This is a genomic window from Terrihabitans rhizophilus (assembly GCF_033898525.1).
GTDB lineage: Bacteria > Pseudomonadota > Alphaproteobacteria > Rhizobiales > Methylopilaceae > Flaviflagellibacter > Flaviflagellibacter rhizophilus.
This window is the reverse complement of sequence record NZ_JAXAFJ010000004.1, coordinates 56,323-79,919: the sequence shown is the minus strand read 5'-3', so window position 1 is coordinate 79,919 and position 23,597 is coordinate 56,323. Positions and strand designations below refer to the sequence as shown.

The window sequence follows — 23,597 nt, the reverse complement described above, 5'->3', positions numbered from 1 at the left end:
TGCCCGGTGCGTGCGCTTTCTAGACGTTCCGCTCCGCCATCAGCTTGCGGATTTCCACGATGGCCGCAGCCGGGTTCAACCCTTTGGGGCAGACATTGGCGCAGTTCATGATGGTGTGGCAGCGGTAGAGGCGGAACGGGTCCTCGAGATTGTCGAGCCGCTCGCCCAGGCCCTCGTCGCGGCTGTCGATCATCCAGCGATAGGCCTGCAGAAGGGCGGCGGGGCCGAGATATTTGTCGCCGTTCCACCAGTACGACGGACAGGACGTGGTGCAGCACGCGCACAGAATGCACTCGTAGAGGCCGTCCAGTTTCTCGCGGTCCTCGGGCGTCTGCTGCCATTCCTTGTCCGGCAGGGCCGTGTCGGTCTTCAGGTAAGGCTCGATGAGGTTGACCTGCTGGTAGAAGGTCGAGAGGTCGGGCACCAGATCCTTGATCACCGGCATATGCGGCAGCGGATAGATCTTGATGACGTCCTCGCCCACCTCGTCCATGCCCTTGGTGCAGGCGAGCGTGTTCGCGCCGTTGATGTTCATGGAGCACGAGCCGCAGATGCCCTCGCGGCAGGATCGCCGGAAGGTCAGGGTCGGGTCGATCTCGTTCTTGATGTAGTGCAGGCCGTCCAGGATCATCGGCCCGCAATGCTCGCGGTCGATATGATAGGTGTCGACATGCGGGTTCTCGCCATCGTCCGGGTTCCAGCGATAGACGCGGAATTCGGTCGTCTTGGTGGCACCCTCCGGCTTCGGCCAGGTCTTGCCCGGCTTGAGGCGGGAGTTCTTCGGCAGTCTGAATTCGGCCATGGACCTGGTGCCCTCCGGGCAGCCTTCTCTCTCAGTAAACCCGCTTGCGCGGCTCGATGTACTGGACCTCGTCCGTCAGCGTGTAGGAATGGACGGGTCGATAGTCGATGCTGACCGTGCGCGCCTCTGGGTCGGCGGAGGCCAGGCTGTGCTTCATCCAGTGCAGGTCGTCGCGATCCGGGAAGTCCTCCCGGGCATGGGCGCCGCGGCTTTCCTCGCGGTTCAGCGCGCTTTCCACCGTGACGACGGCCTGACCGATCAGGTTGTCGAATTCCAGCGTCTCGATCAGGTCGGAATTCCACACCAGCGAACGGTCGGTGACCTTGATGTCGTCGCTTGCGGCCCAAACCTCGTGGATCAACTCCTGGCCTTCCTTCAGCACCTCGCCGGTGCGGAACACGGCGCAGTTCGACTGCATGGTGCGCTGCATGCGAAGGCGGAGTTCGGCGGTCGGCGTCCCGCCATTGGCGTGGCGCAGGCGATCGAGCCGCCCCAGCGACTTCTCGACAGCGCCGGCCGGAAGCTCCGGCTGCGGCGATCCCGGTTTGATGATGTCCGCGCAGCGCTGCCCTGCGGCGCGGCCGAAGACGATGAGGTCGGTCAGCGAATTGGAGCCGAGGCGGTTGGCGCCGTGCACGGAGACGCAGGCGCCTTCGCCCAGCGCCATCAGGCCCGGCACCACGAAGTCGGGATCGCCGTTCCGCTTGGTCACGACCTCGCCGTGATAGTTCGTAGGGATGCCGCCCATATTGTAATGCACCGTCGGCAGCACCGGGATCGGCTCGCGCGTCACGTCGACGCCCGAGAAGATGCGCGCGCTCTCGGAGATGCCGGGCAGGCGCTCGTGAAGCACTTCGGGATCGAGGTGCTCGAGATGCAGCATGATGTGGTCGTTCAGCTTGCCGACGCCACGCCCCTCGCGGATCTCGATGGTCATGGCGCGGGACACCACGTCGCGGGAGGCGAGGTCCTTGGCGTGGGGGGCATAGCGCTCCATGAAGCGCTCGCCCTCGGAATTCGTGAGGTAGCCGCCTTCGCCGCGCGCGCCCTCGGTGATGAGGCAGCCAGCGCCGTAGATGCCGGAGGGGTGGAACTGCACGAATTCCATGTCCTGCAGCGGCAGTCCGGCGCGCAGCACCATGCCGCCGCCATCGCCCGTGCAGGTATGTGCGGAGGTGCAGGAGAAATAGGCGCGTCCATAGCCGCCGGTGGCGAGGATGGTCATGTGCCCGCGGAAGCGGTGGATGGTGCCGTCGTCCATCCGCATGGCGATGACGCCACGGCACTGGCCTTCCTCGTCCATGATGAGGTCGAGCGCGAAATACTCGATGAAGAACTCGGATTTGTGCTTCACGCACTGGCCGTAGAGCGTGTGCAGGATGGCGTGGCCGGTGCGGTCTGCCGCCGCGCAGGTGCGCTGGGCCGGGCCGCCCTCGCCATATTCCGTCGTCATGCCGCCGAACGGACGCTGGTAGATGCGGCCGGCTTCGGTGCGGGAGAAGGGCACGCCCCAGTGCTCCAGCTCATAGACGGCGGCGGGCGCGTTGCGGCACAGATATTCGATGGCGTCCTGGTCGCCCAGCCAGTCCGACCCCTTGATGGTGTCGAACATGTGCCAGCGCCATTCGTCCGACGACATATTGCCAAGTGCCGCCGACATGCCGCCCTGCGCCGCCACGGTGTGCGAGCGGGTGGGGAACACCTTGGTGATGCAGGCTGTGCGGAGCCCGGCCTGTGCGCAGCCCAGCACAGCGCGCATCCCGGCGCCGCCGGCTCCCACCACCACCACGTCATAGGTGTGGTCGTGGATCTCGTAGGCAGGCGTCGGCCGTGCCGAAGCGTTCATCGGGTCACTGTCCCAGGCTGAGCTTGAGGAGGAAATAGGCGGCCGCCGCCGATGCTCCATAGGAAAAGAAGATGTTGGCCAGCACGGCCGGCTTCCGCCACGGGCCACGTGCCGCGTAATCGTCGATCACGTTCTGCATGCCCACCTGCATATGGACGGCATTGCACAGGATGAAGAGGAAGAGCGGCAGGCCGAACACCGGGGAGGAGAGCGTCGCCACTACGGTGGCATGGTCGGCCCCGGCCAGGGTGACCAGCAGGCCGATGAGGAACACCGTCAGCGGCAAGAGCGCGTACGACGTCACCTTCATGTGCCAGTATTCGCGCGTGCCGCTGCCGGACGCGCCGTGTCCCCGTACCCGGGCAAGCGTGGTGCGTGAAACCATCCCTCAAGCTCCCAGATAGATCAGGAGCCACAGAAGGATGGTCAGCGAGACCGATCCGGCAAGTGTCGCCTGCGCCCACAGCATACGGCTTGTGCGGTCCAGACTGCGGCCGGTGTCCCAGACCATGTGCCGGACGCCTCCGATCGCGTGGTGGATGATGGCCCAACTCAGCAGGACCAGAACAAGGATGCCGATCCACGAACCGAACAGGCCGGCGACGAGAGCATAGTTCTCCGGGCCGGATGCGGCCGCTCCAAGCCAGACAACCAGAAGGATGATGCCGAAATAGGCAGCCATGCCGCTGATGCGATGGGCGATGGACATGGCCATCGTCCAGGTGAACCGGTAGATTTCGAGGTGCGGCGAAGTGGGCCGCTGCGGCAGTGTTCGGGCCGGGCGAATGTCTGCCAAAATCACGCGTTCCCCTGCTGACTTTGGAAACGTAGTAGACAGCATGCAGGCTGGCAATGCTGCCGGGTGCGGGTCAGCCCCTCGCCCCTGTCATGATTGCATTCACTTTAGCGCGTCGATCTGCGCTGCCATGTCCAGGGCACGCTGTGCCACTTCGATGTGCATGCGCTCGATCATGCGGCCGTTCAGCGAAAGAACGCCTCGCGCGGCGTTTTCGGGGCGTGAAAAGGCCTCGATGACAGCGCGGGCATCTTCCAGCTCCGCCTCGGACGGTCCGAAGATGCGATTGGCCGGCTCCACCTGATTGGGGTGGATGATGGTCTTGCCGTCCATGCCAAGGGCGCGCGCCTCCTCGCACTCGGCCTCGAAGCCGGTGGTGTTCGAGAAGTCGTTGTAGACGCCGTCGAGGATGAACAGGCCCTCCGCGCGTGCGGCAAGCACGGCAAAGCTGAGCCAGGCCGCGACAGGTCCGCGGTTCTCGTCGACCAGCTTTACGCGGGTCTCGCGCAGGATGTCGTTGGTGCCGAGCACGAGCCCGGCGAGGCGGTGGCCCTCCGGCGTGCGCACGGATGCGGCGATGTTGGCGATGTCCTGCAGGCCACGCGCCGTCTCCACCATGGCCCAGAGGGCGATACCGTGCGTTTCCGGACGGCCGCGAAGATGCCGCTCCGCCGCAAAGATCTCCGCCACGCTCTCCACCTTGGATAGGAGGACGGCGTCCGGCCGCGCCGCGACGGCGGCCGTCATGTCGTCCTCGTAGAACTCCGTGCGGGCGGCGTTGACGCGCATCACCACTTCACGGTTTCCGTAGCCGCCCTCGCGGATGGTCTCGATGACCTGCTCGCGAGCCGCCTTCTTCACCTCGGAGGCCACCGAGTCTTCGAGGTCGAAAACCACCGCATCGACCGGCAGCGTTCGGCCCTTGGCCTGGGCACGGGTGTTGGAGCCGGGGATGTAGAGGACGCTGCGGCGCGGGCGGAGGTTCGACATGGCCAGACCCTAAGCATCCATCAGGGCTGCTGCCAAGTGCGCAGTGTTGCTGCAGCTGCCTTGCGTCAAAGCTCTGGACCCGGACGCCTCGAACTCTTAGGACGCAGCGAGCAGGAGAGAACACGCATGCTGCCGAGTGGACTGGTCGACGGATATCGTTTGTGGCGCGAGGCACGGCTTCCGCAGGAACGCGGCCGTCTGGCACAGCTCGCTGCCCTTGGACAGGCACCGCAGGCATTCATCATCGCCTGCTGTGACAGCCGGATGTCGCCCGAGACGGTGTTCTCATCCGGCCCCGGCGAACTGTTCGTGATGCGCAATGTCGCGAACGTGGTGCCGCCTTATCAGCCGGACGGGCGCCACCATGGCACCTCCGCCGCCATCGAGTTCGCGCTGCTCGGGCTCGCGGTGCCGCATATCGTTGTGATGGGCCATTCCCATTGCGGAGGCGTGAAAGCCTATCTTCAGTCCAGCTTCGACGAGAACGCCGGTTCGCGCGGCGACTTCATCGGGCACTGGATGGACCTGATCGAAGGCGCCAAGGAGGATGCCCTGGCCCGCGAGCCGGGCCTTCTCGGGCGTGCGCTGGAACTGGCGACCGAGGAGGCGGCCATCCGGCTGTCCATCCGCCACCTTCGCACTTTCCCGGAAGTCTCCCGCCGCGAAGCCGAAGGCACGCTGACCGTGCACGGCGCCCATCTCGACATAGCGAACGGACAACTGACGGTGCTGGATGAAGAAACGGGCGCTTTCGCGCCCGTTCTCGGAAGTCAGCTGATCGCGTAGAAGCGGCTCAGGCCGCCTTCTTCAGCAGCCCGCGATTGAGCAGGCACTCCGCGATCTGGACGGCGTTGAGGGCCGCGCCCTTGCGCAGATTGTCGGACACGATCCACATCGACAGGCCGTTCTCGACCGTGAAATCCTCGCGGATGCGGGAAATATAGGTCGCGTCCTCGCCCGTCGCCTCGTAAGGCGTGACGTAGCCACCCGGCTCACGCTTGTCGACAACAAGGCAGCCCGGCGCCTCACGCAGGATGTCGCGCGCCTCGTCGGCCGAGATCGGACGCTCGAACTCGATGTTCACGGCTTCCGAATGGCTGACGAAGACCGGCACGCGCACGGCCGTGCAGGTCAGCTTGATCTTGGGGTCGAGGATCTTCTTGGTCTCGACCATCACCTTCCATTCCTCCTTGGTGTAGCCATCGTCCATGAAGGAATCGATGTGGGGAATGACGTTGAAGGCGATGCGCTTGGTGAACTTCTGGGGCGTCGGCTCGTCGTTGACGAAGATGCCCTTGGTCTGGTTCCACAGCTCGTCCATGGCATCCTTGCCGGCGCCGGAGACGGACTGGTAGGTGGCGACCACGACGCGCTTGATCGTCGCCGCGTCGTGCAGCGGCTTCAGCGCCACGACGAGCTGGGCGGTCGAGCAGTTCGGGTTGGCGATGATGCCCTTCCTGGTGTAGCCGGCGACCGCGTCCGCGTTCACTTCCGGCACCACCAGCGGCACGTCGGCGTCGTAGCGCCAGGCCGAGGAGTTATCGATGACGATGGCGCCCTGTGCCGCGATCTTCGGGGACCACTCCTTGGACACGTCGCCGCCGGCCGACATCAGGCAGATATCGGTCTTCGAGAAGTCGAAATTGTCGAGCGTCTGGCATTTCAGGGTGCGGTCGCCGAACGACACCTCGGTGCCCTGCGACCGGCGCGAGGCAAGGGGAACCAGCTCGTCGACGGGAAACTCCCGCTCGGCGAGGATGTTCATCATTTCGCGGCCCACATTGCCCGTGGCGCCGACAACGGCGATCCTGTAGCCCATAAGGGGTTCCTCTGTTGCGGCGCTGCTCAGCGCGGCCGGGCCTGAAGTGGCGTTGAGCCAGCCCGTGATCAAGACGGCTGGCTATAGGGCAACACCGTGGAAAGTTAAAGGCGGTGCCGCCGGAATGCGCTTGCGGAACCTTCGCGCGGCGTCGCACATTGCCCTACCGAAGAGTCTTTTATTCGGTCGGAGCAAACAACATGCGCATCCTGTCCGCCGCGGCCGTTGCCGCCCTCGTCCTCGCGGGCGCTGCCCTGCCGGCCTCGGCTCAGGAAGATCGCAACCTTCCGGGCGTCCGTGTCACCATCGGCCCGAGCTTCATGGACCCTGGCACTGCACAGGCGCCCCGCACCGCGCGAGATTACGAGCTGTCGAACCTCACTGGCAACCAGTTCCTGTCCTCGAACTATTCGGGCGTCGAGGGCTTCCAGCGATTCCCGTTCCACGACCAGCTGGACCTGCCCAGCAATCCGATGATCTATGTGCTGCGCGCGCCTGACCGGGTTCGCTGATCGTTCTTCCGACGTTGAATAAAAAAGCCCCGCCTGAGCGGGGCTTTTTCTTTGTCTGGAGACGTGCGCCTCAGCCGAGTTCGTGTTCCAGCGCGGTGATGACCGCCTGGCCCATCTCGACCGTGCCGACCGTCTTCTCGCCGGGTGCTGCGATGTCACCGGTGCGGAAGCCCTGCGACAGCACGCGCGCGATCGCGCGGTCCAGCGCGTCCGCTATGTCGCCGAGATCCAGCGAATAGCGGAGTGCCATGCCGAAGCTGGCCAGCTCCGCGATCGGGTTCGCGAGGCCCTTGCCGGAGATATCCGGAGCGGAGCCATGGACGGGCTCGTACAGCGCCTTGCGCTTGCCGGTCACGGGGTCTTCGGCGCCCAGAGAGGCGGAAGGCAGCATGCCCAGCGAACCGGTCAACATCGCGGCTGCGTCCGACAGGATGTCTCCGAACAGGTTGTCGGTGACGAGCACGTCGAACTGCTTGGGATTGCGCACGAGCTGCATGGCGCAATTGTCCGCCAGGATGTGCTCGAGGTTCACGTCGCTGTACTCGGCAGCGTGCAGGGCGGTGACCACCTGGTTCCACAGCAGGCCGCTCTTCATCACATTGCGCTTCTCGGCGGAATGGACGCGGTTCTTGCGCAGGCGGCCAAGCTCGAAGGCGACGCGGGCGATGCGCTCGATCTCGCTGGTCGTGTAGACCTGCGTATCCACCGCGCGGCGCTGGCCGTTCTCCAGCGTCACGATCTCCTTCGGCTCGCCGAAATAGGTGCCGCCGGTCAGCTCGCGCACGATGAGAATGTCGAGCCCTTCGACGATCTCGCGCTTCAGCGACGAAGAATCCGCCAGTGCCGGATAGCAGATCGCGGGCCGCAGATTGGCGAACAGGTCGAGGTCCTTGCGCAGCCGCAGAAGGCCTGCTTCAGGGCGCTTGTCATAGGAGACCTTATCCCACTTCGGACCGCCGACCGCGCCGAAGATGATGGCATCGGCGGCCTGCGCGCGCGCCATGGTCTCGTCGGAGATCGCCTCGCCATGGGCATCGAACGCCGCGCCGCCAACCAGATCCTCTTCGATGGCGAAGCTCGCAAGGCCGCGGGCCTCCAGCCATTTCATGAGGCCCTTCACCTCTTCCATAACCTCGACGCCGATGCCGTCGCCCGGCAGGAGGAGGAGCTTGTGCGTGGCCATGTGCGAAGTCCTTGTTGCTGTTCAAAGACGGCGGAAGCCGCCCGGTATGTCTACAAGCTCTGAGAGAAGACGGAGGCTTGTACGCGGCTAGCCCTGCTTGAGGGCGGTGAGTTCGATTTCGATCAGCATTTCCGGACGGTAAAGCCCCGAAACCACGTAGATGCCGGCGGCGGGACGAGCTTCGCCCAGATACTCACCACAGATCGGGAACACCTTTTCCGCGTCTTCGCGGCTGGTCACGAAATACTGCACGCGCACGGCATCTGCCAGGCTGCTGCCGGCCTCTTCGAGCGCCTTGGCGATGATGGCAAACGCATTTCGCGTCTGCTGCTCCACATCGGCGGGAAAGGTCTTGGTCTCCGGGTCCGGACCTGTCGTGCCGGCCACGAACACCCAATCACCCTGGACGACCGCGCGCGAATAGCCCGCCACTTTCTCGAACTCTGACCCGGAGGAGATGAGGCGGCGCGACATGATTGGTCCCTTGCGTGGTTCGGCTTGCAAAATGCGCAATCCGCGTCCCGGCGCAAGCCTTGTTGTAGCGCGCTGCCGGGTGGTAAGCCCCGCCGGTGGAAAACTATCCGGAAAAACTGCCGATCCTTCCGCTTGCCGGCCGCTTCGTGCGGCTCGAGCCCCTGACGGACAGCCATATCGCCGAACTTGCGAAGGCGGCGGGCGACGAGCGCATCTGGGGCTATTCGGTACGCGGCGACATCGGTGACTACCTCAAGGCAGCACAGGACGGGCTGGCAAACGGGCGGCAACTGCCCTTCGCCGTCCGGCTCCTCGCGGAGAACCGTCTGGTGGGGATGTCGCGCCTGTTCGACATGGCGCCCGAACACCGCCGGCTGGAGCTTGGATACACCTGGTACGTGCCCGAGGTCTGGGGCAGCGCCGTGAACCCTGAGGCGAAGCGGCTTCTGCTTGGCCACGCCTTCGAAGCCTGGGGCGCGCGGCGGGTGGAGTTCAAGATCCACCACGCAAACCTGCGCAGCCAGGCTGCCGTCGCGAAGCTGGGCGGGGTCCGGGAGGGCGTGCTGCGCTCGCACATGATCCTGCCCGGTGGCGTACGCCGCGACTCAGTTGTCTTCTCCATTCTCGATGGCGAATGGCCTGCCGTCCGGGAGAGGCTCGATGTGAGGCTGGCAGCTTTATCGACCGCACGGTGAGCGGCGTCCGATGGAACGATGTCAGGCCTCGAACGGTTGATATCGTACGAACAGGGAGCGTCCCTGTCCCCTTTAGGAGATCTCGCGATGAGCGGCACGACCGACAAGATCAAGGGCCTTGCCAATGAGGCCACCGGCAACATCAAGCAGGGCGTCGGCAACGTCACCGGCGACGAGAAGTTGAAGGCGGACGGCAAGGTGCAGGAACTGAAGGGCGAAGCCCAGCAGGCGGTGGGCGACACCAAAAACACCGTCAAGGACGCAGCAAACAAGCATCTCTGATGCCTGGCTGATGCCCCGGAATTTCAACTGATCGAGAGCCCGTTCCGGCGCCACCGGAACGGGCTTCTTGTTGTGGAGCGCTCAGGCCCAGGGGCGCTCGGAGGCCAGCTTGGTCTCGTAGTCGGTGATCTGGTCTGCCTTCACCATGGTGAGGCCGATGCCGTCCAAGCCGTTCAGCATGCAATGCTTCTTGAACGGGTCGAGATCGAAATGGATCACGCCGCCGTCAGGGCCCCGAATTTCCTGCGCTTCAAGGTCCACGGTAAGGCGCGCGTTCGAGCCACGCTCCGCGTCGTCCATCAGCTTCTCGAGCTCTTCCGGCGTGACCTTGATCGGCAGAATGCCGTTCTGGAAGCAATTGTTGTAGAAGATGTCCGCGAAGGACGTCGCGATCACGCAGCGGATGCCGTAGTCCAGCAGCGCCCAAGGCGCATGCTCGCGGGATGACCCGCAGCCGAAGTTCTCGCCCGTCACCAGGATTTCCGCACCCCGGTAGGCGGGCTTGTTCAGCACGAAGTCCGGGTTCTCGTTGCCCTGCTGGTCGAAGCGCATTTCGGCGAACAGTCCGGCGCCGAGGCCCGTCCGCTTGATGGTCTTCAGGTACTCCTTGGGGATGATCATATCGGTGTCGATATTGACCAGCGGCAGCGGGGCCGCGATCCCGGTCAGTTTCGTGAATGGCTGCATGCTGCTTCTCCGCTTTTTCCCTGGGGCGCTGCTGCGCCGTGATGTCGATCGGCCGGTTATTCCACTTCGGCTTCGATGGCTTCCATATCCTCGTCCGAGAGGCCGAGATGGTGGCCGATCTCGTGGATGAGGACGTGGGTGATGATGTCGCCGAGGGCTTCCTCGTTCTCCAGCCAGTACTCGAGAATCGGCCGGCGGTAGAGGAACACGCGATTGGGCATCTGCCCGGTCTGCGGCACTGCGCCTTCCTGAGCGAGGCCAACGCCCTGGAACAGCCCCAGGAGATCGAACTCGTGCTCGATGCCGAGCTCCTGCAGCACGTCCTCTTCGGCAAAGTCCTCGATGATGATCGGCACATCTCCGCTCAGGGAACGGAACCGCTCGGGTAGAGCGGCGAAGGCATCGAGGGCCAATGTCTCGAAGTCTCCGAGAGTCGGCGCAAGCTGCTCGGCCCACTTTGAGGATGAATGATTGTTCATAGACCGGGCCCGTTAAGTGTTAACACGAGATTTATTCGCCGTTCCCATGGAATTCTTGCTCCGTCATGAAACCGTATCGCGCTGCCGCCGTTGTAGCTGCATAACATCTTGGAGACGGGACCATGATCAAGATTTTCACATCCGCAGCTCTTGCCGCAGCTATTGCTGTCGGCTCGTTCGTCGTGCCGGCATCGGCTCAGGGCGTCAGCATCAGCGTGGGCGAGCGCGCTCGCGATTACGACCGTCGTGACTATCGCGACTATGACCGTCGCGACTATCGTGGCGAGCGTCACGTCGAGCGTCGCGTCATTCGCGAAGAGCGTCGCCCGGTGCGTGTCGTCCGCGAGCAGCGTTGCCGCACGAAGACGGTCATTACCCGCCGTGGCGGTGAGCGGATCGTCCGCAAGATCCGCACCTGCCGCTAAGCGAACCGGCTGACATTGGAGAAGGCCGCCCGGGGGAGGGCGGCCTTTTCCTTGTTCAGTAGCCCCAGTCGCGGATGTCGACGAACCGGCCGGTCACGGCAGCAGCCGCCGCCATCTCGGGCGAGACCAGGTGCGTGCGACCCTTATAGCCCTGGCGGCCTTCGAAGTTGCGGTTCGACGTTGACGCGCAACGCTCTTCCGGCCGCAGCTTGTCCGGGTTCATGGCCAGGCACATGGAGCAGCCCGGCTCACGCCAGTCGAAGCCCGCGGCCTTGAAGATCCGGTCCAGGCCCTCGGCCTCGGCCTGCATCTTCACGAGACCCGAACCGGGAACGATCATCGCGCTGACGTCCGGATGAACGGCCTTGCCCTCGACCACCTTTGCCACCGCGCGCAGATCCTCGATGCGGCCATTGGTGCAGGAGCCGATGAAGATGCGGTCGAGCTTGATGTCCGTGATCTTGGTGCCGGGGACGAGGCCCATATATTGCAGCGCGCGCCACTTGGCGGCGCGGATGTTCTCGTCCTCGATGGCGTCCGGGTCCGGCACGGTGCCGGCGATGGAAGCCACGTCCTCCGGGCTGGTGCCCCAGCTGACGATGGGGGGGAGCTTCGAGGCATCCAGCCGCACTTCGCGGTCGAAATAAGCGCCTTCGTCAGAAACCAAGGTGTCCCAGTAGCGGCGTGCCGCATCCCAGTCTGCGCCCTTCGGCGCACGGGGCCGGCCCTTGATGTACTCAAAGGTCTTCTCGTCCGCCGCGATCAGGCCGGCGCGCGCACCGCCCTCGATCGACATGTTGCAGATCGTCATGCGGCCTTCCATGGACAGGTCGCGCACCGCCTCGCCGGCATATTCCAGCACGGAGCCCGTGCCGCCGGCGGTGCCGATCTCGCCGATGATGGCGAGGATGATGTCCTTGGCCGTCACGCCGTCCGGCAGCTTGCCGTCGACGGTGACCCGCATGTTCTTGGCCTTCTTCTGGATCAGCGTCTGGGTGGCGAGCACATGCTCCACCTCGGACGTGCCGATGCCATGCGCCAGCGCACCGAACGCGCCGTGCGTGGAGGTGTGGCTGTCGCCGCACACGATGGTGGTGCCGGGCAGGGTGAACCCCTGCTCAGGGCCCACGATGTGGACGATGCCCTGACGGGAGTCGAACTCGTTGTAGTACTCGATGCCGAATTCGCGCGTGTTCTCGGCCAGGGCCGCGATCTGCACGGAGCTCTGCGGATCCGGGTTCGGCAGCGAACGGTCGGAAGTCGGGACGTTGTGGTCCACCACCGCGAGCGTCTTGTGCGGGGCACGGACCTTGCGGCCGGCGACGCGCAGCCCTTCGAAGGCCTGCGGGCTCGTCACTTCATGGACGAGGTGCCGGTCGATGTAGAGCAGGCATGTGCCGTCGTCCTGCCGTTCGACCACGTGGTCGTCAAAGATCTTGTCGTAGAGGGTGCGCGCCTGGGTCATGACATTTCCTTGCATGTCGTCATCATCTGAGCTGTGCAGCCGCGAAGGCTGCGGAGCGGCCGATTGGCCGAGTATCAGATGGACAGAAGGTGCGCCGCGCTGGCAGCGGTCAGCCGGCCGAAGAACCGTGCCGGCATCCGCGCGTGATCGTGCAGCGAGGCGAAGTCCAGCGTCGAGCGCACGCGCGGCATCGCACCCCGGCAGGGGCGGGCGCATGTGCTGTGCTGTGACAGGGCCGGCTTCATTGCTGCCTTATAACATTTCCAAGACGACCCGGTAAATAAGCGCGGCGATTGCGGGCGCAAGATGGCGGGCATCAACCGCTGCGATTGCGCGTGACCCCGAACATGCGCACGATGGCCCAGGTGATCCGACCGGAAGAGTGCGGGCACCTAAAGGGAGAGCATCGGTGTCCGCAAGAAATCTGGTCTGGCTCGGCCTTGCCGGGGTGCTGCTGCTGGGAAGCGCGGTGATAGCGCCAACGAGCCGGGGGAGCAGTAGGTGCACGATGGGCATCTTCGGCACGGGAGCGTTGTGCGATGCGCTTGGCTACTCCGCCGTGGTCGCGCACAGCATAGCGATGAGGGTGAATTCGGACGCGATCCGCGAGGACAGTGCGCTGGCCGATGCCATGACCTCCTCGCCGCTGCTCATCGTCGACCTGGCACCCGGCCGTCGCTTCGCGGTGTGGTGGATGGAGCAGACCGGACAGGCCGTCATGGCGCGCATGACCATTCTCTAGGAGCCAACGAAAAAAGCGCGGCCGAGGCCGCGCTTTTCAAAACCTTGCAGATCGATGCGATCAGGCCGTAGCGGCCGGCGCCGCCGCTGCGGACGAACGATCGGTCTTCTTCTCGGCGATACGGGCCTTCTTGCCGCGCAGCTCGCGCAGATAATAGAGCTTGGCGCGCCGCACCTTGCCGCGACGCAGAACCTTCAGCGAGTCGATGATCGGCGAATAGAGCGGGAACACGCGCTCGACACCTTCACCGTAGGAGATCTTGCGGACGGTGAAGTTCTCGTTCACGCCGCCGCCGGACTTGGCGATGACCACGCCCTCATAGGCCTGAACGCGCGAACGCTCGCCTTCGCGAACCTTCACGTTCACCTGCACGGTGTCGCCCGGAGCGAAGCTCGGGATCACGCGCTGTGCAGCGACGACTTCCATCTGCTCGCGATCGAGCTGTTCGATGATGTTGATGGCCATTGACACCTTCTCCGCGGCGCCGCGCCCGAGCAAACGGGGGCGCACACGCACCTTAAAATGCTGTAGAGCGGCGGCTATTACCCGATCTTGGGGCCCTTGTCGACGCCCGATGACAGCGCGGCGACATATTTCGCGAACAGATCGGGGCGGCGTTCGCGCGTGGCGCGCAGGCCTTCCATCCTTCGCCAGTGTGCAATGGCCCGGTGATCGCCCGAGGTGAGAACCGGGGGCACGCCGGCGCCCCGCCACTCGGACGGCTTCGTGTAGTGCGGATATTCCAGCAGCCCGCCCTCGAAGCTCTCGTCACTGCCGGATTCGTCGTGCCCCATCACGCCGGGCAGCAGGCGCACGCAGGCGTCCAGAATCAGCAGCGCCGCCGGTTCGCCGCCCGATAGGATCACATCCCCAACAGAGACTTCCTCAAGATCGCAGCCGGAGATGAGCCGCTCGTCGAAGCCTTCGAATCGGCCGCAGATGGCGACTAGCCCTGGGCCAGCCGCAAGTTCTCGCACGCGGGCCTGAGAGATCGGACGTCCGCGCGGGGTCATCAGCAGGCGAGGGCGGTCCATCCCCGTGCTTTCGATTGCGGCCGCCAGCACGTCGGGCCGCAAAACCATGCCGGGCCCACCGCCGAACGGCGTGTCATCCACGCTGCGGTGTCGGTCCGTCGCGAAATCGCGCGGGTTCACGCTGTCGAGCGACCACTGGCCGCCAGCCGCGGCACGGCCCGCGAGGCTGTGGGCGAGCGTGCCCGGGAACATTTCGGGGTAAAGGGTGACGATCGTTGCGCGCCAGGTCACGGCGCGTCTGCGTCCTCGGGCGTGCCTTCGTCCAGCCAATCCGCCGGCGGGTCGGCGATCACGCGGCCGGCACTGACCTCGACCGTCGGCACGATGGCCTTGGTAAAGGGCAGGTAGGCGGTGCCGGACGCCGGGAGCTTGATCTCCAGCACGTCGCCCGCGCCGAAATCATGCACCGCAGTGATGGTGCCGAGTTCTTCGCCGGAAGCGTTTTCGACGCGCAGGCCGATCAGGTCGGCCTGGTAGAACTCATCCTCGTCTGCCGCCTGCGGAAGGCGCTCGCGCGGGACGTAAAGCTTCAGATTGGTAAGAGCGGCCGCAGCATCGCGGTCGGCAATGCCATCCACCCTCGCCACCACCATGTCGCCCTGGAGGCGCGCACTGGTCAGCGTAAAGCGCCGCTTGCCGTCCTCGCTTTCGAGTGGGCTGTAGGCTTTCACCGCCAGAGGATCGGCCGTGTAGGCCTTCAGGCGCAGTTCTCCCCGCACGCCATGGGGCGCGCCGAAAACGCCGACAAGAATGCGGGAAGAAGCCATGCCGTCTCCGTCATGCCCAGCTCGCGTCGGGGCAGATGCCCTCCGGTGGTGCCGGAGGGCGCGGTCCGATCAGGCTTCGGCTTCAGCCGGTGCAGCGGCGGCAGCGGCTGCGGCTTCAGCCTTGGCGGCCTCGGCGTCGAGACGCTCCTGGGCCTTCTTGCCCGGCTTTGCCTTGTTCGGGTTGTTGCGGGCGTCGCGCTTGGACACGCCCTTTTCGTCGAGGAAGCGGGCGACGCGGTCGGTCGGGGTCGCGCCCTTGGTCAACCACTCCTGCACCTTTTCGACGTCGAGCGTCACGCGCTCGGCATCCTTGGCCAGCATCGGGTTGTAGGTGCCGACCTTGTCGATGAAGCGGCCATCGCGCGGGGAGCGCGAGTCGGCGATGACGATGCGGTAGAACGGACGCTTCTTGGCGCCACCACGGGACAGACGGATCTTCAGGGACATTGTCTTCTCCTAATCACTCAAATCGAAATCTCGGTGCCTCACCCTCGACGGCTGCGATGCAGACCGGCGTGGAGGAGGCGGTGTTCACTTCTTCTTCCCGAAACCGGGAAAGCCGCCGAGGCCCGGGAGCTTCGGCAATCCACCCGGCGCACCGGGGAAATTCGGGGGTAGGCCGGGCATGCCTCCAGGGGGCAGTTGCGGCATGCCGCCCGCGCCCTTGCCCATCTTCTCCAGCATTTCGGGCGTGACGCCCGGCGGAAGACCGCCCGGCATGCCGCCGCCCATGCCGCCCATTCCGGGAATGCCGAGCTTGCCCGCCATGGAGGCAAGGCCACCGCGTCCGCCCTTGCCCATCAGCTTCATCATGTCGGCCATCTGCCGGTGCATCTTGAGCAGCCGGTTGATGTCCTCGACCTTGGTGCCGGAACCGGCGGCAATGCGCTTCTTGCGGGAGTTCTTCAGCAGGTCCGGATTGCGGCGCTCGGCGGCAGTCATGGAGCCGATGATGGCGGTCTGCCGCTTCAGCACGCGGTCATCCAGATTGGCGTTTTCCAGCTGAGCCTTCATCTTGCCCATGCCGGGCAGCAGGCCCATGACGCCGGACATGCCGCCCATGCGCTGCATCTGCATCAGCTGGTCGCGCAAATCGTTCAGGTCGAACTGGCCCTTGCGCATGCGCTCGGCCGTCTTGGCCGCCTTCTCGGCGTCCATCTGCTCGGCCGCGCGCTCGACCAGCGCGACCACGTCGCCCATGCCGAGGATGCGGCCGGCAATGCGGGAGGGGTCGAACTCCTCCAGCGCGTCCATCTTCTCGCCGACGCCGATAAGCTTGATCGGCTTGCCGGTGACGGCGCGCATGGAGAGCGCCGCACCGCCACGGCCATCGCCGTCAACGCGGGTCAGCACGATGCCGGTGACGCCGAGTGCGCCATCGAAGGCGCGGGCTGTCTGCACCGCGTCCTGGCCGGTGAGGGCGTCGGCCACGAGCAGGATCTCGTGCGGATTGGCGACGCGCTTGACCTCGGCGGCCTCGGCCATCAGGGCCTCGTCCACCGTGGTGCGGCCCGCGGTGTCGAGCATCACGACATCGTAGCCGCCGAGACGGCCGGCCTGCATGGCGCGCTGCGCGATCTGCACCGCGCTCTGCCCCGCCACGATGGGCAGGGTGGCGACGCCCACCTGCGTGCCGAGAATGGCCAGCTGCTCCATCGCGGCCGGACGGCGGGTGTCGAGCGAGGCCATCAGGACCTTGCGCTTGTCGCGGTCCTGCATGCGCTTGGCGATCTTGGCCGTGGTCGTCGTCTTGCCCGAGCCCTGAAGACCGACCATCAGGATCGGCACCGGGGCTGCCGCCGCCAGCGAGATGGACTGGGCGTCCGAACCGAGCGTTGCGACAAGCTCGTCATGGACGATCTTGACGACCATCTGGCCGGGCTTGACCGATTTCAGGACCTCGGCGCCGACGGCGCGCTCGCGCACCCGGTCGGTGAAGCCGCGCACCACGTCCAGCGCCACGTCCGCTTCCAGCAGCGCGCGGCGCACTTCGCGCATGGCTTCGCCCACGTCGGCCTCTGAGAGGGCGCCGCGTCCGCGAAGCTTGTCGAGAATGCCGCCTAGGCGGTCCTGAAGATTGTCGAACATCGCTTTTCCAACTCTCTCAAGCACGCAACACGAAGTGCGCCCGAGGGCGCATCGCGCTGTCGGGCGTTGACCTCCAGCCTCGAGGGCTGGTCGGCTGCTCACGTATCTAGGCGTGAGAGAACCCGAGGCGAATACGCATGAGAGGTTGCGAAGTCAACATTTTGTTGATTTCGGAGCTTGTCCAAGCCTCATCCTGAGCTTGTCGAAGGATGGCAGCAGGTGGTGCTTCACAAGCATCCTTCGACAAGCTCAGGATGAGGCTTTGCGTATGGATCGGCTGCTGTGAACGCTTGGCTTTACATCCTTCGGTGCTCGGACGGCTCCTACTATACGGGCACTACGCGGAACAGCCTCGACATGCGCGTTGCTCAGCACAACAGCGGCACATTCCGAGGCTACACCTTTCTCCGCCGCCCGGTGGAACTGCGCTTTGCCCAGCCATTCGATCGGATCACGGATGCCATCGCTGCCGAGCGCCAGATCAAGGGCTGGAGCCGAGCGAAGAAGGAAGCCTTGATGAAGGGCGATTTTGCGCTGTTGCAGGAACTCGCTAGAAGTCGATCTCCGTGCCCTTCATCCCCACAGACCTCATCCTGAGCTTGTCGAAGGATTGCGGCAGTGCTGCTTCAGAAGCATCCTTCGACAGGCTCAGGATGAGGCAGAACGGGTTGCCCCGTACGACTGCGGATGGCAAAAACCCCGGCATGACCGATTTCGAGACCACGAGCCTCACCGGCCGCATCGCCTTCCAGCACACCACGCCTACTAAGGAGCCGCTGCCGCCCGGCCGCCACGCTCTGGGGCAGTCGGAAGAGCGCGACACCTATCTGTACGTGCCCGAGGGCGTGGATGCCAGCCGGCCCACGCCGCTGATGGTGTTGTTCCATGGCGGCGGCGGCAGTTTCGAACGCATCTTCCCCATCATGCAGAAGCATGCCGACGAGCACGGCTTCCTGCTGCTGGTGCCGCAATCCACCTTCCCGACCTGGGATATTGTCATCGCCGGCAACGGGCCGGACCGCGAGCGGCTGGAAAAGGCGCTGGCCTTCGTGGCCGCACGCTACACCTTGGACCCGTCGAAGCTGGCTTTCGCCGGCCACTCCGATGGCGGCTCCTATTCGCTGTCGAACGGCGTCGCCAACGGTGACTTCGTGACCCACATCCTGGCGATGTCCGCAGGGTTCATGGCCGCGTTGCATCAGGAAGGCACGCCCTACATCTTCATCGCGCACGGCTCCAAGGACGAGAAGACGCCGGTGGAGACGGCAGGGCGCGATCATGCCCAGAAGCTGAAGGCTGCGGGCTACGACGTCACCTACCTGGAATATGACGGGCCGCATGCGTCCCAGCCGCCGATCGTCGCGGTGGCGGTGAGGTATTTCCTGAATTATCCGCCGAAGGGCTAGGCGCTGAAACGCGCGCTCGCGCGTTAGGCTCCAGCATGAAGCGCCGCACCCTTCTGAAAGCCGCCGCCATTCCCGCACTTCTGGCCGCCGGCGGCACCGCCTGGTCGATGAGGGCGCGAGGCCGCAACGACTATTATTCCGGCCCCGTCTCCGATCATTTCGACGGCGTGCGGTTCTTCAATCCCGGCAACCCGCCGGACAGGCCAGCCTGGGTGACCTTCCGGGCGGTGGTGCTGACGCCGAAGGCCGAGTGGCCGGAACTTTACTCCAGCCCCTTCCGTGATGTGCCGCCCGCTTCCGTCACGGGGGCGGGACTGCGGGTCACCCTCATCGGCCATGCCTCGTTCCTGATCCAGACAGCCGGCATGAACATGCTGGTCGATCCGGTGTTCTCGGACCGGGCCTCGCCCTTCGATGTGGTGGGTCCGACCCGGCACAATCCGCCCGGCATCCTCTTCGACGACCTGCCCAAGATCCACGCCGTGCTCGTGACGCACAACCACTACGACCACATGGACACGAACACGCTTTCGCGGCTTGCGAAGCGCGACAATCCGCGTGTCATTACGCCGCTGGGCAATGACACGATCATGCGCACGCATGACCCGGCCATCAGCGCGGAAGCCTATGACTGGGGTGACCGCGTCGAGATCGCGCCAAGACTGGCGGTGACGCTCGTGCCGACGGCGCACTGGTCGGCGCGCTGGCTGGGGGACCGGCGCAAGGCCTTGTGGGCCAGCTTCGTGTTCGAGACGCCAGCGGGCAAGGTCTATCATGTTGGGGACACGGCCTTCGCCGACGACCAAAACTTCTCGCGTCACGGCCGCGAGCATGGTCCGTTCCGCCTAGCGATCCTGCCGGTCGGCGCCTACGAGCCGCGCTGGTTCATGAAGCATGTGCACATGAATCCCGATGAAGCGGTGCGGGCGTTCCTCGCGCTGGGAGCGCAGCAGGCCATCGGCCATCACTGGGGTACGTTCCAGCTGACGGCGGAAGCCGTGGATGCGCCGGAACAGGCGCTTGCCGAAGCCCGCACGCTGCATGGCGTGGAGGATGAGCGCTTCACGGCCTTCCGGCCCGGGCAGGTGCTGAAAATCTAGCGCATTGCGCGTCTTACGTCCTATATGCGGACCATGAGCGCGCTCGCGAACCGCCCCTTCGTCAAGATGAACGGCCTCGGCAACGAGATTCTGGTCGTGGACCTGCGGGACGGCGCGCCTGCGCCCACTCCGGACGAGACGCGCGCCATCTATGCCTCCGGCCTGACCTTCGATCAGTTGATGACGCTGGAGCCGCCGACCGGCGACGAGGACTTCCGCACCCGAATCCTCAATCTCGACGGCTCGGAATCGGGCGCTTGCGGCAACGGCACGCGCTGTATCGCCCTGCTGGTGATGCAGGAGACGGGCAAAAGGCGCCTCGAAATCGGCTCGGCGGGCGGCACGCTGATCGCGACGGCCGGCTCCGCGCCCGACCTCGTCACCGTGGACATGGGGGTGCCACGCTTCGACTGGCAGAGCATTCCGCTGGCCCACGAGGTGGAGGACACCCGAGCGGTGCCGCTCGAGATCGGGCCGCTGCACAACCCCTCCGTGGCGAATGTCGGAAATCCCCACGCCATCTTCTGGGTGGATGACGTTGAGGAACACGATCTGCTGACGCTCGGCCCCGTGGCCGAGTTCGATGCGCTGTTTCCCGAGCGGGCGAACATTTCGCTGGCCCACGTCACCGCACCGGACGCCATCACCCTGAAGGTGTGGGAGCGCGGTGCGGGCCTGACGCGCGCCTGCGGCACAGCCGCCTGCGCTACGGCGGTTTCGGCGGCACGCACCGGACGCACCGGGCGCTCGGTCACCGTGACTTTACCCGGCGGCCCGCTGCACGTCCTCTGGCGCGAGGACGGCCACATCCTGATGACGGGGCCGGCCGAGACGGAGTTCACCGGCACCTTCGATCCGGCCATCTTCGCGGGCACCGCCGCGTGAGCGTTGAAGTCGTCACCTTTGGCTGCCGGCTCAACATGAACGAGTCCGAGGCCATCCGCCGTGCGGCGGAAGAGGCCGGGCGCGAGAACCTCATCGTGGTCAACACCTGCGCCGTGACCGCCGAAGCCGGGCGACAGGCGCGGCAGGCCATCCGCCGTTTGCGCCGGCTGAACCCGCATTCGGAGATCGTCGTCACCGGCTGCGCGGCACAGACCGAGCCGCAGACCTATGCCGCCATGCCGGAAGTCTCCGGGGTGTTGGGCAACGCGGCCAAGGCCGAAAGCAGGACGTGGGAGCAGCCCTTCGGCCTCGACGCCGTGGAGCGGGTGCGCGTGGACGACATCATGTCCGTGCGCGAGACCGCTTTGCACCTCATCGACGGCTGGGGAGGGCGGCCGCGCGCCTTCGTGCAGGTGCAGAACGGCTGCGACCACCGCTGCACGTTCTGCATCATCCCCTATGGCCGCGGCCCTTCGCGCTCCGTGCCGATGGGCGCGGTGGTCGAGCAGGTTCGCCACATCGCCCGCAATGGCTGCGCCGAGCTGGTGCTGACCGGTGTCGATCTCACGAGCTATGGCGCTGACCTGCCGGGCGGGCCTGCGCTCGGCACCCTTGTGCGCACCATCCTGCGCCTCGTGCCGGAACTGCCGCGCCTGCGCATCTCCTCCATCGACGCTGTGGAAGCAGACGATGACCTGCTCGCCGCCTTCGCCGAGGAAGAACGGCTGATGCCGCATCTCCATCTGTCCCTGCAGGCCGGCGACGACCTCGTTCTCAAGCGCATGAAGCGGCGCCATCTGCGTGCGGATGCCATCGCCTTCTGCGCCAAGCTGCGGCGGCTGCGGCCTGGAATGGTATTCGGGGCGGACTTCATCACCGGCTTCCCGACCGAAAGCTACGCGGCCTTCCGCCGAACGCTGGACCTCGTGGAGGAATGCGGGCTGACGCATCTGCATGTGTTCCCGTTTTCGGCGCGCCCCGGCACGCCTGCTGCCCGCATGCCGCAACTGCCAACCGAACTCGCGCGCGAACGCGCGGCGCGGCTGCGCATTCGTGGTTCCGAGGCCCTGCACCGGCATCTTGCGGGTGAAATCGGCCAGCGCCGGAGGGTGCTCGCGGAGAACCCGAACACCGGCCGCACGGAGGGCTTTGCGGTGGTCAAGCTGGCCCGGCCGGTGGAAACCGGAAGCCTTATCCCCATCACCATCGCCGGGCATGACGGCGCACATCTCTTGGCGGCCTGATGGCAGAGACACCAAAACGCGGCTTCTTCTCCCGGCTTCTCGGCATTCCCGTCCAGCCGGAGCACGATCCGGAGCCGCAGATCGACGAACGGTTCGAACGCGAGCCGGAGCCCTCCGCCCCGGAGACCGGCGGCGTACCCGAGACGCCGCTGCCGCTGGACATCCCGGATGTCGTCGCCATGCCGGAGCCTGCCGAAACGGAGGTAGAGGAGTTCGAGCCCGAGCCAGTGCCCGAGCCTCTCGACGCGAGCTTTGAGCCGGCCCACCCAGCGCCCGAGCCGGAACTGTTCGCGCCTGCGGTCGCGCCGCAGCCGCTGCAGGAAGATCCTGCGGCTGAGGCGCGCTCGTTCGGCTGGCTGGGCCGCCTTCGCGAAGGGCTTCAGCGCACGTCCGACCGGCTGGGCACCGGCATCACGGACCTATTCACGAAGTCGCGCCTCGACGCGACCACGCTGGACGAGCTGGAAGACCTGCTGATCCAGGCCGATCTGGGCGTCGACACGGCGATGCGCATCACCGAGGAAGTGGGCCGGCAGCGCCATGAGCGTGGTCTGGACGCACAGGGCGTGCGCGCGGTCGTGGCTTCGGAAGTCGAGAAGGCGTTGCAGAAGGTGGCGCAGCCCCTCGTGGTGGACGCCGCGCAGAAGCCGTTCGTGATCCTGATGGTGGGCGTCAACGGTTCGGGCAAGACGACGACGATCGGCAAGCTGACGCAGAAATTCAGGTCCGAGGGCAAGAGCGTGTGGCTCGCGGCCGGCGACACTTTCCGCGCGGCGGCGGTGGAGCAGTTGCGGGTGTGGGCGGAACGCACGGGCGTGCCCATCGTCACCAAGCCGGTCGGAGCCGATGCCTCGGGCCTTGCTTATGAGGCCATGGAGAGCGCGCGCGAGGCGGGGGCCGATGTGCTGATGATCGACACGGCCGGCCGCCTTCAGAACCGCACGGAGCTGATGCAGGAGCTGGAAAAGATCACCCGCGTCATCCGCAAGGTCGATGCGACGGCGCCGCATGCGGTTCTGCTCGTGCTCGACGCGACCGTCGGGCAGAACGCGCTCAGCCAGGTGGATGCGTTCCGCAAGACCGCGGGCGTCACCGGTCTCGTGATGACCAAGCTGGATGGCACTGCGCGCGGCGGCATCCTCGTGGCGGTCGCCGAGAAGTTCGGCCTGCCGATCCATTTCATCGGCGTCGGCGAGAGCGTTGGCGACCTCGAACCTTTCGCTCCGCGTGATTTTGCGCGCGCCCTTGTGGGACTGGAATCATGACCGAACCCGTGACACCCACAGCCCCGCGCCACATCAATCCGCTGCTGAAACTGGCGCTGGAGTTGGGGCCGCTCGCGGTCTTCTTCCTCAGCAATGGCCGTGCCGGCCTGTTCATGGCCACTGCGCTGTTCATGGCCGCGACGGCAGTCTCGCTGATCGTCTCGTGGATCCTGATCCGCCGCGTGCCAACCATGCCGCTGGTCACGGGCGTGGTGGTTCTCGTGTTCGGCGGGCTGACGCTCTATCTGCACGACGAGCTGTTCATCAAGCTGAAGCCGACCATCGTGAACACACTGTTCGCCGTGGTGCTTCTGGGTGGCCTCTTCTTCGGCAAGTCGTTCCTCGCCGTGGTCTTCGATTCCGCGTTTAACCTCACGGAAGAGGGCTGGCGCAAGCTGACCTTCCGCTGGGGCCTGTTCTTCGTCTTCCTCGCCATTCTGAACGAGATCATCTGGCGCAATTTCTCGACGGATTTTTGGGTCGGCTTCAAGGTCTGGGGCGTGTTCCCGCTGACCTTCATCTTCGCCGCGTCGCAGTTCCCGCTGCTTCAGCGCCACGCCGCGCCGGAAGGCACTGCGCCGGAGCACCTGTAGGGTTTCGCGGTTACAGGA

30 protein-coding genes are annotated in these 23,597 nt (G+C 65.5%); 13 read left to right on the top strand and 17 right to left on the bottom strand.

Features of this window, described 5'->3' with window-relative positions:
• Nucleotides 1–19: 19 nt before the first annotated feature.
• The 5 genes from SCD90_RS08485 to SCD90_RS08465 form a co-directional block, all read right to left on the bottom strand.
• The gene (locus SCD90_RS08485; protein WP_319844227.1) at nucleotides 20–802 is read right to left on the bottom strand and encodes a succinate dehydrogenase iron-sulfur subunit; all 783 of its coding nucleotides are present in this window, start codon (nucleotides 800–802) and stop codon (nucleotides 20–22) included.
• A gap of 31 nt (nucleotides 803–833) precedes the next feature.
• The gene (sdhA, locus tag SCD90_RS08480) at nucleotides 834–2,648 is read right to left on the bottom strand and encodes a succinate dehydrogenase flavoprotein subunit (RefSeq protein WP_319844226.1); all 1,815 of its coding nucleotides are present in this window, start codon (nucleotides 2,646–2,648) and stop codon (nucleotides 834–836) included.
• A 4-nt stretch (nucleotides 2,649–2,652) separates the two neighbouring features.
• The gene (gene sdhD / locus SCD90_RS08475; protein WP_319844225.1) at nucleotides 2,653–3,033 is read right to left on the bottom strand and encodes a succinate dehydrogenase, hydrophobic membrane anchor protein; all 381 of its coding nucleotides are present in this window, start codon (nucleotides 3,031–3,033) and stop codon (nucleotides 2,653–2,655) included.
• 3 nt (nucleotides 3,034–3,036) lie between these two features.
• Nucleotides 3,037–3,450: a succinate dehydrogenase, cytochrome b556 subunit gene (gene sdhC / locus SCD90_RS08470; protein ID WP_425265664.1), complete on the bottom strand. Its 414-nt coding sequence runs from the start codon at nucleotides 3,448–3,450 to the stop codon at nucleotides 3,037–3,039.
• A gap of 96 nt (nucleotides 3,451–3,546) precedes the next feature.
• A complete protein-coding gene (locus SCD90_RS08465; protein ID WP_319844224.1) occupies nucleotides 3,547–4,434 on the bottom strand; it encodes an HpcH/HpaI aldolase/citrate lyase family protein in 888 nt (295 codons plus the stop codon).
• A gap of 126 nt (nucleotides 4,435–4,560) precedes the next feature.
• Here SCD90_RS08465 and SCD90_RS08460 point away from each other — a divergent pair, with 126 nt between their 5' ends.
• Nucleotides 4,561–5,220, top strand: a complete 660-nt coding sequence (locus SCD90_RS08460) for a carbonic anhydrase (protein WP_319844223.1) — start codon at nucleotides 4,561–4,563, stop codon at nucleotides 5,218–5,220.
• Between the two features lie 7 nt (nucleotides 5,221–5,227).
• Here SCD90_RS08460 and SCD90_RS08455 read toward each other — a convergent pair whose 3' ends face one another.
• On the bottom strand, nucleotides 5,228–6,253 hold the full coding sequence (locus SCD90_RS08455; RefSeq protein ID WP_319844222.1) for an aspartate-semialdehyde dehydrogenase: 1,026 nt from the start codon (nucleotides 6,251–6,253) through the stop codon (nucleotides 5,228–5,230).
• Nucleotides 6,254–6,453: 200 nt separating this feature from the next.
• Between SCD90_RS08455 and SCD90_RS08450 the strand changes: the two genes are divergently transcribed.
• A complete protein-coding gene (locus SCD90_RS08450) occupies nucleotides 6,454–6,765 on the top strand; it encodes a hypothetical protein (RefSeq protein ID WP_319844221.1) in 312 nt (103 codons plus the stop codon).
• Nucleotides 6,766–6,835: 70 nt separating this feature from the next.
• Here the strand turns inward: SCD90_RS08450 and leuB are convergent, their stop codons facing one another.
• Nucleotides 6,836–7,948 carry a 3-isopropylmalate dehydrogenase gene (gene leuB, locus SCD90_RS08445; RefSeq protein ID WP_319844220.1) on the bottom strand — a complete coding sequence of 371 codons (1,113 nt, stop codon included), beginning with the start codon at nucleotides 7,946–7,948 and terminating at the stop codon, nucleotides 6,836–6,838.
• Between the two features lie 87 nt (nucleotides 7,949–8,035).
• Entirely contained in the window at nucleotides 8,036–8,422 is a 387-nt protein-coding gene (locus SCD90_RS08440) for a RidA family protein (RefSeq protein ID WP_319844219.1), read from the bottom strand.
• 95 nt (nucleotides 8,423–8,517) lie between these two features.
• On the opposite strand from SCD90_RS08440, the gene SCD90_RS08435 reads away from it, so the two are divergent.
• Entirely contained in the window at nucleotides 8,518–9,117 is a 600-nt protein-coding gene (locus SCD90_RS08435; protein WP_319844218.1) for a GNAT family N-acetyltransferase, read from the top strand.
• A gap of 87 nt (nucleotides 9,118–9,204) precedes the next feature.
• Entirely contained in the window at nucleotides 9,205–9,399 is a 195-nt protein-coding gene (locus SCD90_RS08430; RefSeq protein ID WP_319844217.1) for a CsbD family protein, read from the top strand.
• An 81-nt stretch (nucleotides 9,400–9,480) separates the two neighbouring features.
• On the opposite strand, the gene leuD is transcribed toward SCD90_RS08430, so the two are convergent.
• Both leuD and SCD90_RS08420 read right to left on the bottom strand, forming a co-directional pair.
• Nucleotides 9,481–10,086, bottom strand: a complete 606-nt coding sequence (gene leuD, locus SCD90_RS08425; RefSeq protein ID WP_319844216.1) for a 3-isopropylmalate dehydratase small subunit — start codon at nucleotides 10,084–10,086, stop codon at nucleotides 9,481–9,483.
• Nucleotides 10,087–10,142: 56 nt separating this feature from the next.
• Nucleotides 10,143–10,565: a metallopeptidase family protein gene (locus SCD90_RS08420; RefSeq protein WP_319844215.1), complete on the bottom strand. Its 423-nt coding sequence runs from the start codon at nucleotides 10,563–10,565 to the stop codon at nucleotides 10,143–10,145.
• Between the two features lie 122 nt (nucleotides 10,566–10,687).
• On the opposite strand from SCD90_RS08420, the gene SCD90_RS08415 reads away from it, so the two are divergent.
• A complete protein-coding gene (locus tag SCD90_RS08415) occupies nucleotides 10,688–10,990 on the top strand; it encodes a hypothetical protein (protein ID WP_319844214.1) in 303 nt (100 codons plus the stop codon).
• 55 nt (nucleotides 10,991–11,045) lie between these two features.
• Here SCD90_RS08415 and leuC read toward each other — a convergent pair whose 3' ends face one another.
• Nucleotides 11,046–12,455 carry a 3-isopropylmalate dehydratase large subunit gene (gene leuC / locus SCD90_RS08410; protein ID WP_319844213.1) on the bottom strand — a complete coding sequence of 470 codons (1,410 nt, stop codon included), beginning with the start codon at nucleotides 12,453–12,455 and terminating at the stop codon, nucleotides 11,046–11,048.
• A gap of 409 nt (nucleotides 12,456–12,864) precedes the next feature.
• Here leuC and SCD90_RS08405 point away from each other — a divergent pair, with 409 nt between their 5' ends.
• Nucleotides 12,865–13,197, top strand: a complete 333-nt coding sequence (locus SCD90_RS08405) for a hypothetical protein (protein ID WP_319844212.1) — start codon at nucleotides 12,865–12,867, stop codon at nucleotides 13,195–13,197.
• A gap of 60 nt (nucleotides 13,198–13,257) precedes the next feature.
• Here the strand turns inward: SCD90_RS08405 and rplS are convergent, their stop codons facing one another.
• From rplS to ffh, 5 genes are all read right to left on the bottom strand, one after another.
• A complete protein-coding gene (gene rplS / locus SCD90_RS08400; RefSeq protein ID WP_319844398.1) occupies nucleotides 13,258–13,656 on the bottom strand; it encodes a 50S ribosomal protein L19 in 399 nt (132 codons plus the stop codon).
• Between the two features lie 83 nt (nucleotides 13,657–13,739).
• Nucleotides 13,740–14,462, bottom strand: a complete 723-nt coding sequence (gene trmD, locus SCD90_RS08395; RefSeq protein ID WP_319844211.1) for a tRNA (guanosine(37)-N1)-methyltransferase TrmD — start codon at nucleotides 14,460–14,462, stop codon at nucleotides 13,740–13,742.
• Nucleotides 14,459–14,998 carry a ribosome maturation factor RimM gene (rimM, locus tag SCD90_RS08390; RefSeq protein WP_319844210.1) on the bottom strand — a complete coding sequence of 180 codons (540 nt, stop codon included), beginning with the start codon at nucleotides 14,996–14,998 and terminating at the stop codon, nucleotides 14,459–14,461. Before rimM ends, trmD begins: the two co-directional genes overlap by 4 nt.
• A 69-nt stretch (nucleotides 14,999–15,067) precedes the next feature.
• Nucleotides 15,068–15,445: a 30S ribosomal protein S16 gene (gene rpsP, locus SCD90_RS08385; protein ID WP_319844209.1), complete on the bottom strand. Its 378-nt coding sequence runs from the start codon at nucleotides 15,443–15,445 to the stop codon at nucleotides 15,068–15,070.
• 84 nt (nucleotides 15,446–15,529) lie between these two features.
• Nucleotides 15,530–17,086: a signal recognition particle protein gene (gene ffh / locus SCD90_RS08380; RefSeq protein ID WP_319844208.1), complete on the bottom strand. Its 1,557-nt coding sequence runs from the start codon at nucleotides 17,084–17,086 to the stop codon at nucleotides 15,530–15,532.
• 282 nt (nucleotides 17,087–17,368) lie between these two features.
• On the opposite strand from ffh, the gene SCD90_RS08375 reads away from it, so the two are divergent.
• A complete protein-coding gene (locus tag SCD90_RS08375) occupies nucleotides 17,369–17,683 on the top strand; it encodes a GIY-YIG nuclease family protein (RefSeq protein ID WP_319844207.1) in 315 nt (104 codons plus the stop codon).
• Here the strand turns inward: SCD90_RS08375 and SCD90_RS08370 are convergent.
• Complete coding sequence (locus SCD90_RS08370; RefSeq protein WP_319844409.1) at nucleotides 17,637–17,792, bottom strand: hypothetical protein; 156 nt, start codon at nucleotides 17,790–17,792, stop codon at nucleotides 17,637–17,639. The genes SCD90_RS08375 and SCD90_RS08370 overlap by 47 nt on opposite strands.
• Between SCD90_RS08370 and SCD90_RS08365 the strand changes: the two genes are divergently transcribed.
• From SCD90_RS08365 to SCD90_RS08340, 6 genes are read left to right on the top strand one after another with little or no spacing between them, the layout of a single operon-like run.
• Nucleotides 17,791–18,492 (top strand): alpha/beta hydrolase, encoded by a 702-nt coding sequence (locus tag SCD90_RS08365; protein ID WP_319844206.1) that lies wholly within the window; start codon nucleotides 17,791–17,793, stop codon nucleotides 18,490–18,492. The genes SCD90_RS08370 and SCD90_RS08365 overlap by 2 nt on opposite strands.
• A gap of 35 nt (nucleotides 18,493–18,527) precedes the next feature.
• Nucleotides 18,528–19,592, top strand: coding sequence for an MBL fold metallo-hydrolase (locus SCD90_RS08360; RefSeq protein ID WP_319844205.1), 1,065 nt, complete (start codon nucleotides 18,528–18,530; stop codon nucleotides 19,590–19,592).
• 33 nt (nucleotides 19,593–19,625) lie between these two features.
• Complete coding sequence (gene dapF / locus SCD90_RS08355; protein WP_319844204.1) at nucleotides 19,626–20,477, top strand: diaminopimelate epimerase; 852 nt, start codon at nucleotides 19,626–19,628, stop codon at nucleotides 20,475–20,477.
• Nucleotides 20,474–21,721: a tRNA (N(6)-L-threonylcarbamoyladenosine(37)-C(2))-methylthiotransferase MtaB gene (mtaB, locus tag SCD90_RS08350; RefSeq protein ID WP_319844203.1), complete on the top strand. Its 1,248-nt coding sequence runs from the start codon at nucleotides 20,474–20,476 to the stop codon at nucleotides 21,719–21,721. The genes dapF and mtaB overlap by 4 nt, the downstream gene beginning before the upstream one ends.
• On the top strand, nucleotides 21,721–22,986 hold the full coding sequence (gene ftsY, locus SCD90_RS08345) for a signal recognition particle-docking protein FtsY (RefSeq protein ID WP_319844202.1): 1,266 nt from the start codon (nucleotides 21,721–21,723) through the stop codon (nucleotides 22,984–22,986). The genes mtaB and ftsY overlap by 1 nt, the downstream gene beginning before the upstream one ends.
• Nucleotides 22,983–23,579, top strand: coding sequence for a septation protein A (locus SCD90_RS08340; protein ID WP_319844201.1), 597 nt, complete (start codon nucleotides 22,983–22,985; stop codon nucleotides 23,577–23,579). Before ftsY ends, SCD90_RS08340 begins: the two co-directional genes overlap by 4 nt.
• The last annotated feature ends 18 nt before the right edge of the window (nucleotides 23,580–23,597 follow it).